Annotated in this window: 12 protein-coding genes; 2 read left to right on the forward strand and 10 right to left on the reverse strand. The window is 72.9% G+C overall.

Going from position 1 to position 15,514, the window contains the following annotated elements; genetic code table 11:
* Positions 1 to 202: 202 nt before the first annotated feature.
* The 4 genes from E1298_RS31390 to E1298_RS31405 form a co-directional block, all read right to left on the reverse strand.
* Complete coding sequence (locus tag E1298_RS31390) at positions 203 to 646, reverse strand: Lrp/AsnC family transcriptional regulator (RefSeq protein ID WP_131899699.1); 444 nt, start codon at positions 644 to 646, stop codon at positions 203 to 205.
* A gap of 117 nt (positions 647 to 763) precedes the next feature.
* Positions 764 to 1,987 (reverse strand): MFS transporter, encoded by a 1,224-nt coding sequence (locus tag E1298_RS31395; protein WP_131899701.1) that lies wholly within the window; start codon positions 1,985 to 1,987, stop codon positions 764 to 766.
* A 487-nt stretch (positions 1,988 to 2,474) separates the two neighbouring features.
* On the reverse strand, positions 2,475 to 3,482 hold the full coding sequence (locus tag E1298_RS31400) for an NAD-dependent epimerase/dehydratase family protein (RefSeq protein WP_131899703.1): 1,008 nt from the start codon (positions 3,480 to 3,482) through the stop codon (positions 2,475 to 2,477).
* A gap of 83 nt (positions 3,483 to 3,565) precedes the next feature.
* Positions 3,566 to 4,795: a DegT/DnrJ/EryC1/StrS family aminotransferase gene (locus E1298_RS31405; RefSeq protein WP_165975767.1), complete on the reverse strand. Its 1,230-nt coding sequence runs from the start codon at positions 4,793 to 4,795 to the stop codon at positions 3,566 to 3,568.
* Between the two features lie 479 nt (positions 4,796 to 5,274).
* Between E1298_RS31405 and E1298_RS31410 the strand changes: the two genes are divergently transcribed.
* A complete protein-coding gene (locus E1298_RS31410) occupies positions 5,275 to 6,027 on the forward strand; it encodes an SDR family NAD(P)-dependent oxidoreductase (protein ID WP_131899707.1) in 753 nt (250 codons plus the stop codon).
* Positions 6,028 to 6,356: 329 nt separating this feature from the next.
* Here the strand turns inward: E1298_RS31410 and E1298_RS31415 are convergent, their stop codons facing one another.
* The gene (locus E1298_RS31415) at positions 6,357 to 7,469 is read right to left on the reverse strand and encodes a LacI family DNA-binding transcriptional regulator (protein WP_131899709.1); all 1,113 of its coding nucleotides are present in this window, start codon (positions 7,467 to 7,469) and stop codon (positions 6,357 to 6,359) included.
* A 116-nt stretch (positions 7,470 to 7,585) separates the two neighbouring features.
* On the opposite strand from E1298_RS31415, the gene E1298_RS31420 reads away from it, so the two are divergent.
* Positions 7,586 to 8,857 carry an ABC transporter ATP-binding protein gene (locus tag E1298_RS31420; protein ID WP_131899711.1) on the forward strand — a complete coding sequence of 424 codons (1,272 nt, stop codon included), beginning with the start codon at positions 7,586 to 7,588 and terminating at the stop codon, positions 8,855 to 8,857.
* 97 nt (positions 8,858 to 8,954) lie between these two features.
* On the opposite strand, the gene E1298_RS31425 is transcribed toward E1298_RS31420, so the two are convergent.
* The 5 genes from E1298_RS31425 to E1298_RS31445 form a co-directional block, all read right to left on the reverse strand.
* A complete protein-coding gene (locus E1298_RS31425; protein ID WP_131899713.1) occupies positions 8,955 to 9,962 on the reverse strand; it encodes a carbohydrate ABC transporter permease in 1,008 nt (335 codons plus the stop codon).
* Positions 9,959 to 11,350 carry a carbohydrate ABC transporter permease gene (locus E1298_RS31430; RefSeq protein ID WP_131899715.1) on the reverse strand — a complete coding sequence of 464 codons (1,392 nt, stop codon included), beginning with the start codon at positions 11,348 to 11,350 and terminating at the stop codon, positions 9,959 to 9,961. Before E1298_RS31430 ends, E1298_RS31425 begins: the two co-directional genes overlap by 4 nt.
* 20 nt (positions 11,351 to 11,370) lie before the next feature.
* Entirely contained in the window at positions 11,371 to 12,696 is a 1,326-nt protein-coding gene (locus E1298_RS31435; RefSeq protein ID WP_131899717.1) for an ABC transporter substrate-binding protein, read from the reverse strand.
* The gene (locus E1298_RS31440) at positions 12,693 to 13,922 is read right to left on the reverse strand and encodes an ABC transporter ATP-binding protein (protein WP_131899719.1); all 1,230 of its coding nucleotides are present in this window, start codon (positions 13,920 to 13,922) and stop codon (positions 12,693 to 12,695) included. The genes E1298_RS31435 and E1298_RS31440 overlap by 4 nt, the downstream gene beginning before the upstream one ends.
* Before the next feature lie 296 nt (positions 13,923 to 14,218).
* Positions 14,219 to 15,328 (reverse strand): M24 family metallopeptidase, encoded by a 1,110-nt coding sequence (locus E1298_RS31445; protein ID WP_243725921.1) that lies wholly within the window; start codon positions 15,326 to 15,328, stop codon positions 14,219 to 14,221.
* Positions 15,329 to 15,514 lie beyond the last annotated feature (186 nt).

Consider the following 15,514-nt stretch of genomic DNA (forward strand, 5'->3'; position numbering starts at 1 on the left):
CGTCTAAACCCCCCGGACGCCTGAACCCCCCGACGCCTGGAGTCTGTTTCAATCTGGCCCAACCCTCACGCGATCGCGCTACCTGACCGGGGATGCGAAGCCGAAGGCGAGCATCCCCGGGAAGATCGCGAAGCGATTCCGCGATCGCCCAAGCACGGTCAAGGTGCGAGCCGCCAGGCGAGCACCTTGGGCCGGGATTGCTTTAATACAGCGGAGGGCGGCGGGACTCCCAGGGGGTGCTGAGGACGACCGTGGTGCGGGTGGCGACGTTGGCGGCGGCCCGGATCCGCTGGAGCAGGTCCTCCAGCTCGTTCGGGGAGGCCACGCGCACCTTGAGGATGTAGCTCTCCTCCCCCGCGACCGAGTGGCACGCCTCGATCGCGGTGAGGTGGGCCAGCCGGTCGGGCGCGTCGTCGGGCGCGGCGGGGTCGATCGGTTTGATCGAGATGAACGCGGTCAGCGGCAGCCCGATCTGCTCGTTGTCGAGCTGGGCGGCGAAGCCCTTGATGACGCCGCGCTTCTGCAGCCGCCGCACGCGCTGGTGCACGGCCGACACCGACAGGCCCGTCTCCTTGGCCAGGTCGGTGAAGCTCATCCGCCCGTCGTCGGCCAGCAGCGCCATGATCTGACGATCGATCTCCTCCACCCGGGAAATCTAGCGTGCCGGGGGACGCCGCAGGGCCCGGTCAGATCACAGATCGGCGTCCCCGCGCCGGATCGTCCCAGCATCCGGACACGGGCCGTCCGGGCGGGCCGCCCGGGGTCAGGGCTCGCGGCTCAGCGCGGGCGCCAGGCACGCCATCGTGACCATCAAGAGCAGGAAGACGAGCATCGCGGTGCGCAGCCCGGTCGATTCGGCGATGCCGCCGACGAGCGGGGGCCCGGCCATGAACCCGATGTAGCCGATCGTGGAGACCGCGGCGATCGAGGGGCCGGGGCGCCGGGAGGTGAGCGAGGCGGCGTGGCTGAAGGCCACCGGGACGACGGCGGCGAGGCCGAGGCCGATGAGGCAGTAGGCGGCGAGGCCCGTCCAGGTGGCCGGGAACGCGATGGCGACGGCGGAGCCGCTCGCGGCGATGAGCCCGCAGGTCAGCAGGAACCGGCTTGAGGTGGTCCGGCCGCGGATCCGGTCGGCCGCCAGCCGGCCCCCCACCATGCCCACCGAGAAGACCCCGAACCCGGCGGCGGCGGTGCCGGCGGACGAGCCGGCGATGTCGCGCAGGTAGATCGACCCCCAGTCGTTCATCAGCCCCTCCCCCATCAGGGCGCAGAACACCACGAACCCGGGCGCCCAGAGCCCCCGGGACGGCAGCGCGAGCAGGGGGTCGGAGCCGCCGCCGGCGGGCCCGTCGGGGAGCAGGAACACCGCCGCGCCGCCGCAGACGGCCGCCAGCACGGCGGCCGCCAGCAGGAAGTGCGCCCCGACGCCCATCCCGGCGGTCGCCGCGAGGCCGCCGGCGGCCGCCCCGGCGACCCCGCCGAGGCTGAACATCGCGTGGAAGCCGCCCATGAGCGGGCGGGCGCAGGCCCTCTCGACCAGGGCGCCCTGGGTGTTCATGGCGACGTCCAAGGCGCTGTTGCCTATCGCGAACGCGGCCAGCACCGCGATCAGGTACACCAGCCGGGGCGCGAACGCGATCAGCGGGAGGGCCGCCAGGTAGGGGGCGGCGCAGGCCAGCACCCGGCGGCTGCCCCAGCGGGCCACCAGCCCGCCCGCCAGCGGCAGCCCCAGGAAGGCGCCGGCGGCGAGGCCGGTGAGCGCCAGGGACAGGTCGCCGGGCGACAGCGCCAGCGCGTCCCGGATGGCGGGCACGCGCGCCGCCCAGGTGGCGAACGCGGCGCCGTTGACGAAGAAGACGGTGCTGACGGCGATCCGCGTGCCCCGCCCGCGGGGCAGGCGCGGGCCGGGGCGGGTTCCGACGGCGGGGCCCCCGCGGGTCCCGTCGCCGAGGACGCCCGGGTCGCCGTCGGGGTCGTTTCTGGGCATGCTGCTCCTCGGCAGGTGGCAGGGAGGCGAACCCCGGGCGCGTGCGGGCTCTGGCGCGGGCGCGGCCGCCGGGTTCGTGAGGGGGCGCGCGCGGGGAGCGCGCGCCGCCGGGGCGCGTCCGCCGTACTCGCGGGGACGGCCCTCGTCCGATGTGCTGTTGCGTGATCTGCGGCGCCCGGCCGGCCCGCGGGCCCGCGCGGCGGGGTGAGCGCCCTCCTGCGGCGGGTGCCCGTGGCGGGTGCCCTGGGGGCGCGGCCGTGGCCGCGCGGGGCCCGTCGGGCCGGGTCATGGGACCGCGCCGCGGGGCCCGGTCGTGTGGGATCGGTGTCCTGGGGCCCGCGCCGCGGGGCCCGGGCCCGGGGGGCCGCGCCGCGGCGGCCCGGTGGGGATCCAGATGGCGGGTGGCGGCGCCGCGGCCCGATGGAGCGTTCCTAAACGCGCGCTCCGGCGGCCGGGGTCCGGCGTGGGACGCCGGGCCCCAGGGCGCTCACGACTCCAGGACGCGCTCGCGCCGGAACGCGACCGTCGCGGTCGGGAGCTCCGGGAACGGGCCGAGCTCGGCGGCCAGGGACCGGAGCCCGCCGGCGAGGTCGACGCCGGGCCGGTACCCGATCGCCTGGAGCTTGGAGATGTCGGCCACCAGCCGGAAGCTGTCCTCCAGCTGGGACTCGTCGACCTCCAGGCGGGCGGGGCGGCCGGTGGCCTCGGCCACGGCGTCGGCGAGGGCGCGCATGGACACCTCCCGTCCGCTGCCGATGTTGTAGACCTCCCCGGGCTCGCCCGCCTCCGCGAGTACCATCAGCGCCGCGCACACGTCGGTGACGTGGACGAAGTCGCGGGTCTTGCGGTCGATGTCCCCGACGACGGGGATCGGAAGTTGGTTGAGCTGCCAGCGCAGGAACTGCGACACCTCGCCGCCGGCGGAGCGCGGGTCCTCCCGCGGCCCGTAGATGACGAACGGGCGCCCGATCACCGCCGGGAGGCCGATCGCGTCGTGCATGCTGCGCAGGGTGAGCTCGCCGGAGAACTTGGAGGCGCCGTAGGGCAGGAACGGCCGCGTCGGGTGCTCCTCGTCGATGGGGAAGTACTGCGGTGTCCCGTAGACGATGGCCGAGGACAGCGAGACCAGCCGCCGGACGCCGAGCTCGGCGCAGGCGTTGCCGACGTTGCAGGTGCCCAGCCCGTTGATCTGGAAGTCGAACCTCGGGAACTCGACCGACTTGGTGCCGCTGGCGTTCCCGGCGATGTGGAAGACGGTGTGCGCGCCCTGAAGGGCCAACAGCGTCTCGCCGTAGTCGCGCAGGTCGGCGTGCCGGTAGCGGACGCCGGGCAGGTCGGCCAGCTCCTGCGCCGGGCAGGCGAGGTCGACGATGGTGACGTTGCGGCCGAGGCCGGCCAGCATCGTCACCAGATGGCTGCCGACGAAGCCCGCCCCTCCGGTGACGGCGACGTCGGCGTCGGTCAGGGGGGTGGTGTCGAACGAGTTCATGCCCATGGAATGCGACTCCAGTTGTCGTGCGTCCCGGGGTCGGGACGCGGGGGGTGAAGCGGGGCGCGGCGGCCCGGCGGGGCGCGCGGTCAGCGGCCGCGGAGTGCGGTCACTCCGCGCTGGACGGCCCCGATCATGTGCTCGACCTGCTCGTCGGTGAGATGGTCGTAGATGGGCAGCTGGATCTGGTGCTCGAAGTAGGTCTTCTCGGCGACCGGGCACTGCCCGTAGCGGTGCCCGAGCGCCCGGAACTCCGGGAGCAGGTGGATGGGGAAGTAGCGGATGACGATCTCGATGCCCTCCTCTTCCTGAAGGTGCCGGATGAAGTCGTCCTTGGCGGCGCCCACGACATCGGGCTCGTAGAACAGCGTGTACAGGTGGTAGACGTGGCGGGCGTAGGGCTTCTCGGTCTGGACGCCGATGCCGGGCACGGCCGCCAGCGCGTCGTCGAGCCGGTGGGCGATGTCGCGGCGCCGGTCGTTGAGCCGGTCGAGCTTGCCGAGCTGGACGATGCCGAGGGCCGCGCTCAGCTCGCTCATCCGGTAGTTGTTGCCGACGAGGTAGCGCCCGCCGGTGTAGTCGTGGGTGTAGGACCGCAGCACGTGCGCGTCGCGGTAGTAGGCGGGCTGCCGGTGGGGGCCGATGGCGGGGACGTCGCGCTCGTGCATCGGGCCCCAGTTGTGGATCGTCCCGAGCGCGCGGGCCATCTCGGCGTAGCGGTCGTCGCCGGTGACGAACGCCCCGCCCTCGCCGGTGGTCATGTTCTTCAGCGAGTGGAAGCTGAAGCAGCCGATGTCGCCGATGGTGCCGAGCGCCTGTCCCTCGTAGGTGCCGCCGGCCACGTGCGCGCAGTCCTCGACGACGGTCAGGCCGTGCCGGCGGGCGATGTCCATGACGGGGCCCATGTCGACGGCCTGGCCGCCGTAGTGGACGACCCAGATGGACTTCGTCCGGTCGGTGATCAGCGGTTCGATCGTCGCGGGGTCGATGTTGAGGCTGTCGGGGTCGATGTCGGCGAACTTGACCACGCAGCCGCGCGCCTGCAGGGGCCAGGTGGTGACCCAGAACGTCTGCGGGGTGGTGATCACCTCGTCGCCCGCCTCCAGGCCGAGGACCTGCGCGGCGAGGAACAGGGCCGTCGTGCACGAGCTGGTCGCCTGGGCGTGGCGGGCGCCGAGCCGCTCGGCCAGGCGCCGCTCGAACTCCGCCCCGCGCGGGCCCATCGCCAGGGTGTCCTGCCCCAGCGCCTCGGTCACCGCCTTGATCTCCTCGTCGCCCAGCCTGTTGGAGATACCGCTGTAGGGCACCACATAGGTCATGGCGGCACTCGCCTCCCTTGATCTGATAGATGTGTTCGAAGCGTGTCGCTCAGGCGCCCGCCCGGGACCTGCGATGGCGCGGCTCCACGGGAGCGTCGTCAGCATCGGGTCCGCGACGGATGAACCCAGTTTGAAGTTGCCGCTGGAGGAGATCTACCTGAGGCGCAATCTCATCTCGCTTATTGAGTCGATCGTAATCGATTTGTCATCCCGGGCGGTATCGACGCGGGGGAAGAAAACAGTAACTCGCTCTCGACGCACATCTTCGAGCATCATCCGAAGGTAAAGGTTTTATGTTTCGTTCGAATGGCCGGGGCACGGCTGGGCGGCTTTTTCCGTTTTGACGGCATGACACCCCCATCGGCCATGGATTCCCCAGGACGGGGCCTTTCGGACATTTATGCCATGTCCCACAAATCTGGGACACGGCACAGTTTGACCATAGTTGTCCAGCGGAAACCCGGAAGAGGACGTGCAGGATGGACGGGCAAAGCGGCAGGGTCGCCCTGGTGACGGGCGCGTCACGGGGGCTGGGCGCCGCCATCTCGGCCACGCTGGCCCGGGACGGGTTCGCCGTCGCGATCAATTTTCTGCGCGCGAGCGACACGGCCGCCGCGCTGCGCGAGCGAATCGTCGACGCGGGCGGGCGCGCCGAAATGTTCCGCGCCGATGTCACCGACGAGGCGGAGGTCGCCGAACTGCACCGGCGCGTGGTGGCGGCGTTCGGCGCGCTCGACGTCCTGGTGCTCAACGCGACGGGGCCCCAGCCCGACGTTCCCGTCGAGGAGCTGGGGTGGGCCGACGTGCTCGCCCAGCTCGACTTCTTCGTCAAGAGCCCCCTCCTGCTGACCCGCGCGGCCGTCGGCGGCATGAAGCGCCGCCGGTACGGCCGCATCGTCCACATCGGGTCGGACGTGGTCGCGCTGGGGCCCGCGGAGTCCAGCGCCTACGTGGCCGCCAAGGCCGCGCAGCTGGGCCTGGCCCGCTCCTGGGCGCGCGAGCTGGCCCCGCACGGGATCACCGTCAACTACATCGCCCCGGGCTGGGTCCCCACCGACCGGCACGAGGACGTCCCGCCGGCCGTCCAGGACGCCTACGCCTCCCGGGTGCCGCTCGGCCGCCTCGGCGTGCCCGCCGACGTGGCCGAGGCGGTGGCGTTCCTGGCGTCCGACCGCGGCGGTTTCATCACCGGCCAGACCCTCGCCGTCAACGGCGGGATCACTTTCACCTGATCCCCTCCGCCGCCCCGCGACCGGCATTTTCAAAGGGCGGGAAAGCAACTGATCCCGGCCCGGCGAATGCCTTTGGCGAGGCCGGAGGAAATGGCATTCGGCGCCGTTCCCAAGTGGCCGCCGCCGAACCTGGGGAACGTCCGGAGCCGTGAACCGCAGGGCCGTCCGGAGGCGGAGCCTAAGCGGGTGGATGGAAATGAAGGCGGCCGCGCCGTCCGCGGAGAGTCCCCCGGCCGCCGTCATCGGCATGGCGCCCGGCGTCCCCGGCGCCGCAATTCCACGAGAACGCCGCCGCGGCCACCGTGAAAAGGACGCCTCCGGGCTCTTGGCTAGAGGCCGTGGCGGGGCGACGGCCGGCCCGCGCTGCGGCCGGACGAGCGGGACACGCGCAGCGCGGCGCAGCTGCCCCGCACCACCAGCTCGGTCGGCAGGAGCACCGGGCCGCCCCGGCCCCGCCGGGCGCGGTCGCGCAGCAGCAGCTCGCAGGCGCGGTAGCCGATGTCGCGGGCGGGGCGGGCGACCGCGGTCAGCGGCGGGTCGCACAGCTCCGCCCAGGCCACGTCGTCCACCATCGCGATCGACACGTCGGCGGGCACCCGCAGGTCCAGCTCGCGGGCCACCAGCACGGCGGCCTCGCCGAGCAGGTGCCCGGCGGCCAGGACGGCGGTGACGTCGGCGCGGCGCTGCAGCAGCCCGGCCGCGGCCGCGTAGGCGGCGTCGCGCGCGGGGCGGGCCGCGACGACCAGGTCCTCGTCCAGCGGCACGCCGAGCTGGGCGAGGGTGCCGCGGAACGCGCGCTCGCGCACGCCGGGCGAGCCGCCGGGCGCGGCGGCGCCGAGGAACCCCACGCGCCGGTGCCCGAGCCCGACGAGGTACTCCACCAGCGACCGGACGCCGCCGGCGTCGTCGGCGAGGATGGAGGGGATCTCCGGCAGGCCGGGCAGGACGCGGTCGGCGAACACGACGCTGGAGCACACGCGGGCGGCGGCGCGCCAGTCGGCGGCCTCGCCCGCGGGCAGGGCGATGACGCCGTCCACGCGCTGCTCGACCAGCCGGTCGAGGATCTCGGCCTCGCGGGCGGGGTCGCCGTGGGCGGCGTCCACGATGACGTGCTCGCCGAGGGTGCGGGCGCAGGCCAGCACGCCCGCGAGGACCTCGGCGCAGAACGGGTCGGTCACGTCCGGGACGATCAGGCCGATGCCGCCGCTGCGGCGCAGCTTCAGCCCGCGGCCGAGGGCGCTGGGCCGGTAGTCCAGCTCGCGGGCGGCGGCCAGCACGCGCTCGCGGGTCGCGGCGCTGACCGAGCCGGTCCCGGAGAACACCCGCGACACCGTGGCGATGCCGACGCCCGCCGCGGCCGCCACGTCCTTGATCGTCGTCGATCGCGCCTGCGCCACCTCGTGCCCGTCCCTCGTCCTCGTCACCGCCGCGATTTCGATCATCTTCTCATGCCCGCCCCTCCCATGGAAACGATTCCATATTGTTTACTCCTCTCACTGAGGTGAATGCCCTGATGGTCAGGGGTGGATGGGAAACGTTTCCATCGAAAGGGGATCCGATGGCGAAGATCGTGCTGGACCGGGTGGACAAGGTGTACGCGGGCGGGGTCAAGGCGGTGGACGGCCTCGACCTGGAGATCCGCGACGGGGAGTTCATGGTCCTGGTGGGCCCGTCCGGCTGCGGCAAGTCGACCGCCCTGCGGATGATCGCGGGCCTGGAGGAGATCAGCGGCGGCAAGATCTCCATCGGCGACCGGGTCGTGAACGACCTGGCGCCCAAGGACCGCGACATCGCGATGGTGTTCCAGAACTACGCGCTCTACCCGCACATGACCGTCGAGCAGAACCTGGCGTTCGGGCTGAAGCTGCGCGGCACGCCGAAGTCGGAGATCCGGCAGAAGGTGCTGGAGGCCGCCAAGATGCTGGGCCTTGAGCAGTTCCTCGGCCGCAAGCCCGCCGCGCTGTCGGGCGGGCAGCGCCAGCGGGTGGCGATGGGCCGGGCGATCGTCCGGGAGCCGCAGGCGTTCCTGATGGACGAGCCGCTGTCCAACCTCGACGCCAAGCTGCGGGTGTCCATGCGGGCCTCGCTCAGCCAGCTGCACGAGCGGCTCGGCGTCACCACCGTGTACGTCACCCACGACCAGGTCGAGGCGATGACGCTGGGCTCGCGGGTGTGCGTGCTGCGCGAGGGCCGGCTGCAGCAGGTCGACACCCCGCAGCGGCTGTTCGACAACCCGGTGAACCTGTTCGTGGCGGGCTTCATCGGCTCCCCGGCGATGAACTTCGTCACCGCCGAGCTGGCGCGCGGCGACGGCGGCGCGCGGGTGTCGTTCGCCGGGTACAGCCTGCCGGTGCCGGACTCGCTGCTGAGCGAGAAGCCGGCGCTGCAGGGCTACCTCGGCCGCCAGATCATCCTGGGCATCCGCCCGTCCGACTTCGAGGACGCGGCGCACGCCAACCCCGACTGGGCGCCGATGGCGGCCCGCAGCACCGTCACCGAGGAGCTCGGCAGCGAGATCAACGTCATCTTCACCATCGACGCGCCGCCGGTCGAGCACAAGGACACCGCCGACCTCGCCGAGGACGCCGCCGAGGGCGAGAGCGACATGGCGATCCCGCTGATCGAGAACAAGGCGCTGTGGACGGCCCGCGTCAACTCCCGCTCGCACGTGCGCCCGGGGCAGGAGGTGAACCTGGCCGTGGACACCAAGCGGCTGCACTTCTTCGACCAGTCCAGCGGCCTGGCCATCGGGCACCCGGACGCGGCGGTCGCCGGCTCCCCGGCCGCCACCGTCACCGACGGCCCGGCCCTGCGCAAGCCGGCCGGCTGACCCCGGCCTCCCCGCCTCCGACGCGCGATGCCCGCGGCCGCCACGGCCGCGGGCATCGCCGCCGGACGCCGCGCCGCCGGTCGCCGCCCGGTGCGGCTCACTTCACCGAGCCGGCCAGCACGCCCTGCACGAAGTAGCGCTGGAACGCGAAGAACACCGCCAGCGGGACGATCAGCGACAGGAACGCGCCCGGCGCCAGGATGTCGATGTTGCCGGTGAACTGCCGCATCTGCGACTGCAGCCACTTGGTCATGGGCTGGGAGCCGGTGTTGGCGAACACCAGCGACACCAGCAGGTCGTTCCACACCCACAGGAACTGGAAGATGCCGAGGGACGCGATCGCCGGGCCGCCCAGCGGGAAGATCACCCGGCGGAAGATCGTCCACTCGGAGCCGCCGTCCATCCGCGCCGCCTCCAGCAGGTCCCGGGGGATCGCCGCGAAGAAGTTGCGGAGCAGGAAGATGGCGAACGGCAGGCCGAACGCGACGTGGAACAGCACCACGCCGGTGATCGAGCCGAACATCGCGAACCCGCCGAAGTCGATCTTGCCGTAGAGCTCGGCGACCGGCAGCAGCGCCACCTGCACCGGCACCACCAGCAGCGCGACCACCGCCAGGAAGAGCCAGTCGCGGCCGGGGAACTCCAGCCACGCGAACGCGTACGCCGCCAGCGAGGCGATCGCCACCACCAGCACCGTCGCCGGGACGGTGATGAGCACGGTGTTCCAGAACGAGTCGACGAAGTCGGGCTTGTCCAGGATCGAGGAGTAGGAGCCGAAGGTCAGCTGCGACGGCTCGGAGAACACCTGCCACCAGCCGCCGGCGTTGTTGTCCTCGTTGGAGCGCAGCGACTCCACCAGCAGCCCGAACGTCGGGACGAGCCAGAACAGCGCGATGACGGCCAGCACCGCCTGCACCGCGCCGCCGCCGAGCCGTCCGACGATCCGCGAGGCCACGCCCCGCCGCGGCGCGCCCGCCGCCCCGCCGCCCTTGTCCCTTCCGTCCTTGCCCTCGGCGCCCCTGCCCTCGGCGTCCTTGCTGCCGGTGCCGCTGCCCTCGGCGTCCTTGCCCCCGGCGCCGCCGCCTCCGTTGCCGCCGGTGCTCATTCGCGCTCCTGCCGCAGTCGCCGGATGTTGAACAGCATGGCGGGCAGCACCAGCAGGAACAGCAGCACCGCGATCGCGCTGCCGGCCCCCGGGTCGTCGCCGCCGCCGAACGTCTCGGTCCACATCCGCAGCGCCAGCACGCCGGCGTCCGGATCGCCGCCGCCGATGACGAACACCAGGTCGAAGACCTTCAGCACGTTGATCACCAGGGTGACCAGCACGACCACCAGCACCGGCGCCAGCAGCGGGATCGTCACCCGCCGGAACACCTGCCACTCGGTCGCGCCGTCGACGCGGGCCGCCTCCAGCGCGTCCCGGGGGATGGCGGCGAGCCCGGCGGCGATCAGCACCATCGCGAAGCCGGACCACACCCACAGGTAGGACCCGATGATCGCGGGCGTGATCAGCGTGCCGCCGAGCCACTCGGCGCCCCCGTAGGCGGCGGTGAAGTTGGCCTTGGGCAGCCGGACGGCCACCGGTCCGGGCGGCACCTTCTTCAGCGTGAACGTGCCGTCGGCCCTGGTGGTGGCCTTGGCGACGACCTTGCCGCCGCGCACCGCCTCGACCTTGAGGCCCGGTAGGCCGCTCTCCCCGGCGTTGGGCGCGTTCGGCGCGCCCCCGCCGCCCTTGGTGAAGTCGAACCAGACCGTCCCGGTCAGCTGCCCGGGCGCCGCCTTCGGGGCGGGCGCGGCCGGCGCGGCGTCCTCCGGCAGGTACTCGGGCTTGACCTTCAGCAGCGGGACGAGCGCGCTCTGCCCGGCGGAGAACGTGCCGGCCGTCACGACCGCGCCGCCCTCGTCGCGCACCGGCTGGTTCCCGCCGCTGCGCGGCCCGGCGCCCGGGTAGGTCGTCCCGCTGCGGAACATGTCGTGGACGGCGACCATCGCGGCGTTGGCCACGCCCTTGTCCGGGTCCTGCTGGTACACCAGCCGGAAGATCACGCCGGAGGCGAGGAAGGAGATCGCCATCGGCATGAACACCACCATCTTGAACGCCGTGGACCACCGGACCCGCTCGGTGAGCACGGCGAACAGCAGCCCGACGATGGTGACGACGGTGGGGGCGACCACGACCCAGATCGCGGTGTTGCGGACCGCGACGAGGTTGTCGTGGCCCTGGAACACCCCGGTGTAGTTGTCGACGCCGGCGAACGAGTCGCCCTGGGCGTCGAAGAAGCTGCGGATCACCGAGTAGACGATCGGGTAGACCACCAGGAAGCCGAGCAGCAGCAGCGCCGGCAGCAGGAACGCCGCCGCCGTCCACGACGGCGGGGTGAGCCGCCCGCGTCCCCGCCCGCGCCGGCGGGGCGGGGCGGCGGCCGGTTCGGCGACGGCGGCGGCGCCGCCGGCCGTGGCGGCGGGCGGCACCCCCTCATTCGGAGCCATCATCCAAGGTCCCTACGTCGCGGCTACTTGTACGCCTTGGCGGCCTCGGCCTCTAGGCGGGCCTGCGTGCCCTTGACGTCGGACGGCTTCTGCACGAAGGTGCGCAGCGCCTCCCACTCGCCCTTGCCGGGCGTCGCGCCGAACGCGGCGGGCGCCAGGTCGGACATGTCGTAGCGGGCGTTGTCGCCGGCCTGCTGGAGCTGCGCGATGAGCTGCTTGGCGATCGGGTCGGAGTAGGCGTCCGGGGCGACGCCCTTGTTGGGCGTCAGGTAGCCGCCGAGCCCGGCCCAGACCTTCCCGGCCTCGGGCGAGGCCAGGAACCTCATCAGCTCCTGCGCGCCCTTGCCGTCCTTCAGCGCGACGGCGACGTCGCCGCCGAGGACCGCGGGGGCGGTGCCGCCGGCCTTGGGGAAGGCGAACACCTTGGCGTCGGTGCCGACCTTGGCCTTGGTGGTGGCGATGTTGGCGGCGGCGAAGTCGCCGCCGTAGACCATCGCGGCCTTGTTCTGGCCGAACGTCTGCGTGACCGACTCGTCGAACTTGGTCTTGGTCGCGGCCGAGACGCCGCCGTTGATGAGGTCGGGTCTGCCCCAGACCTTGGCGAGGGTCTCCAGCGCCTTCCCGACGGTCGGGTCGGTCCACTTGATCTCGTGCTTGGCGAGCTTGTCGTAGTTGTCCGGCCCCGCCTGCGAGAGGTAGACGTTCTCGAACCAGTCGGTGAGCGTCCAGGAGTCCTGCGGGCCTGCGGCCAGGGTGAACGGGGTGGTGCCCGCGTCCTGGAGGGTGCCGGCCGCCTTGACCAGGTCGTCGAACGTCGCCGGGGGCTGCACGCCCGCGTCGGCGAACACCTGCGGCCGGTACCACAGGATCGACTTGTAGGCCGCCTTGATCATCACGCCGTACGCCCGGCCCTCGTAGGAGCCGAGGTCCTTCCAGTACGGCGAGAAGTTGGTCCCGACCTCCGAGACCACGTCCGCGGCGAGCGGCTTGAGCGAGCCCTTGGCCGCGTACTGCCGCATCAGGCCCGGCTGCGGCAGGACCGCCACGTCCGGCGGGTTCTTGGCCGCCAGCCGCGGGCCGAGGTAGGCGTCGGTGTTCTCGCCGGTGGACGCGTAGGCGACGGTCGCGCCGGTCTTCTTCTCGAACGCCTTGAGCACCTTGCGGAAGTTGGCCTCCTCCGGGCCCGTCCACTTGGCGGCGACCTCGACCTTGGTGCCCTTCAGCGCTCCCCCGCCGGCGGGCGCCGACCCGTCGTCGTCCTTCTTGTCGTCCCCGCCGCACGCGGCCGCGGCCGACATCACCATCCCCGCCGCGACGGCGGCGGACATCACACGCCTGCTGACCCTCATCCCTCATCCTCCCTGGACGGACCGGCGCCGCCCGATCCCCAGATCGACGCGCCGGACTCGATATCGAAGAAGTGCAGGCGACCGGTGTCGACGTGGACCGCCACCGGGTCGCCGGCCTTCACGCGGGTGCGGGGGCTGAACCGCGCGACGAGGTCGGTGCGGGGGCTCTCCAGGTGCCCCAGCACGTCGGTCCCCGCGTCGCGGGCCAGTTCCCTGGTGTCCTCGGTGACGACCTGGGCCGCCTCGATCGCGAAGTGGACCAGCACGTCCGAGCCCATGGCCTCCACCAGGTCGGCGGTGCAGGCCGGCAGCGTCCCCTCGGGGGCGTCGACGAGCTCGGAGTCCTCCATGTCCTCGGGGCGGATGCCGACGACCACGTCGCGCCCGAGGTAGGCCGCGAGGGCGGGGCGCCGGGCGAGGACCTCGCCCGGCAGCGCCAGCGGCCGGCCGCCGATCTCCAGGCGCGGGCTCTCCGCGTCCCCCGACAGCGTGCCCTGGATCAGGTTCATGGCGGGCGAGCCGATGAACCCGGCGACGAACAGGTTCGCGGGCCGGTCGTAGAGCTCCTGCGGCGGCGCCACCTGCTGCAGCTCGCCCTTCTTCATCACCGCGACCCGGTCGCCGAGCGTCATCGCCTCGGTCTGGTCGTGGGTGACGTAGATCGTGGTGACGCCGAGGTCGCGCTGGATGCGGGCGATCTCGGCGCGCATCTGGACGCGCAGCTTGGCGTCGAGGTTGGACAGCGGCTCGTCCATCAGGAACGCCTGCGGCTCCCGGACGATCGCGCGGCCCATCGCCACCCGCTGCCGCTGCCCGCCCGACAGGTTGCGGGGCTTGCGGCCGAGGTGCTCAGTGAGGCCGAGGATCCGCGCGGCCCGGTCGACCTTCTCCCTGATCTCGGCCTTGGGCAGCTTGCGCAGCGACAGCCCGAACCCGATGTTGTCGCGGACGGACAGGTGCGGGTAGAGCGCGTAGCTCTGGAACACCATCGCGACGTCGCGGTCGCGGGAGGGGACGCGGTTGACCACCCGCCCGCCGATGGCGACCTCGCCCTCGGAGATCTCCTCCAGGCCGGCGACCATCCGCAGCGCGGTGGTCTTGCCGCAGCCCGAGGGCCCGACCAGCACGAGGAACTCCCCGTCGGCGATGCTGAGGCTCAGATCGGTCACGGCCCGCGTGCCGTCGGGATAGACCTTCCCGACGCTCGACAGGTCGACCTCTGCCACGGCGTCTCCCCTTCTCCCGGCCCTGCTCGTCTCCCGGCACCGCCCGTCTCCGGGCGCCGCTCCGCTCCCCGCACGGCGGAGCGCGCCGGCAACGCGGAGAAGGCGTTCGCTACCTCCGCGTGACAACGAGACAAGGAGGTACAGGGCCGAACGCCCGCACCGCAATATGAACAGCGCCCACTGACACATTTGGTGCAGAGATCGTTATCCGCTCGATCCGGGACGGAGCGAGGGCGAGGACGCAGTTCCGTCCTCGCCCTCGCGGCGCGGGTCCCGGGCCGTCCCCGGGCGCCGCGTCAGCCGACGACCACCAGGCCGCGCCCGGTGACGTTCATCGGCTCGTAGCCGTCATCGGTGCACACCACGATGTCCTCGATGCGGGCGCCGTGCGCCCCGGGGTAGATGCCCGGCTCGACCGAGAAGGCCATGCCCGCCTCCAGCGGCTCCCGGTTGCCCTCGACGATGTAGGGCTCCTCGTGCGACTCCAGCCCGATGCCGTGGCCCGTCCGGTGGAAGAAGTGCTCCCCGTACCCGGCCGCCGCGATGACGTCGCGGGCGGCGGCGTCCACCGCCTCGGGCGTCACCCCGGGACGGACCGCCTCGCAGGACGCCCGCTGCGCCTCCTCCAGCACCGCGTAGTACGCGCGGTACTCGGCGGGCGGCTCCCCCACGCAGTAGTTGCGGGTGGAGTCCGAGCAGTAGCCGCTCGGCATCGTCCCGCCGATGTCGACCACGACGGGCTCGCCGGGCGCGATGACCCGGTCCGACAGCTCGGCGTGCGGGTTGGCGCCGTTCGGCCCCGACCCGACGATGACGAAGTCGACGGTCGCGTGGCCCTCGGCGGTGATCGCGTCGGCGATGTCGCGGCCGACCTCCCGCTCGGTGCGCCCCGCCTTGAGGAACCCGGGCACCCGCCGGTGCACCCGGTCGATCGCCGCGCCCGCCTCGCGCAGCGCCGCGACCTCGGCGGCGCTCTTGCGCATCCGCAGCTCCCGCAGCACCCCGCCCGCCGCGACCTGCTCGGCGCCCGGCAGCGCCGCGCGGAACCGCAGCGCCATGACCGCCCACATCCGGTCGGCCAGTCCGACCCTGTCCAGGCCGCCGGGCAGCCGCCGCGCGACCAGCGCGTACGGGTCGTCCGTCTCGTCCCAGGGCACCAGCTCCACGTCGAGGGACCCCGCCCGCGACTCCCGCGCGGCCGGCAGCTCCAGCCGCGGGACGACCAGGAACGGGTCGGCGTCCGCCGGCACCACCAGGCAGGTGAGCCGTTCGAGCTGCTTCGCGTCGTAGCCGGTGACGTAGCGCAGGTCCGGGCCCGGCGTCAGCAGGACCGCGCCGAGGCCCGCCCTCGCGGTGGCCTCCCGCACCAGCCCCAGGCGCTCGCGCGGATACAACTCCGTTGTCACATCCGTCTCCATTTCGGTCGCGGCGCCCCGGGCGCGGCCGGGGCCGCGCCGTGGACCGCCGCTTCCTCCTCCCCTGTGAGCAGGTCCTGTTACATTCTGTACGTGCTCCGACACAGCATGGTCCGCCTCGGATACGCCACCAGGATCGCAAAAACGTCCGCGCACCGCCGCCCCGGCCCGCCCGTC

Source organism: Actinomadura rubrisoli, from assembly GCF_004349215.1.
Classification (GTDB): domain Bacteria; phylum Actinomycetota; class Actinomycetes; order Streptosporangiales; family Streptosporangiaceae; genus Spirillospora; species Spirillospora rubrisoli.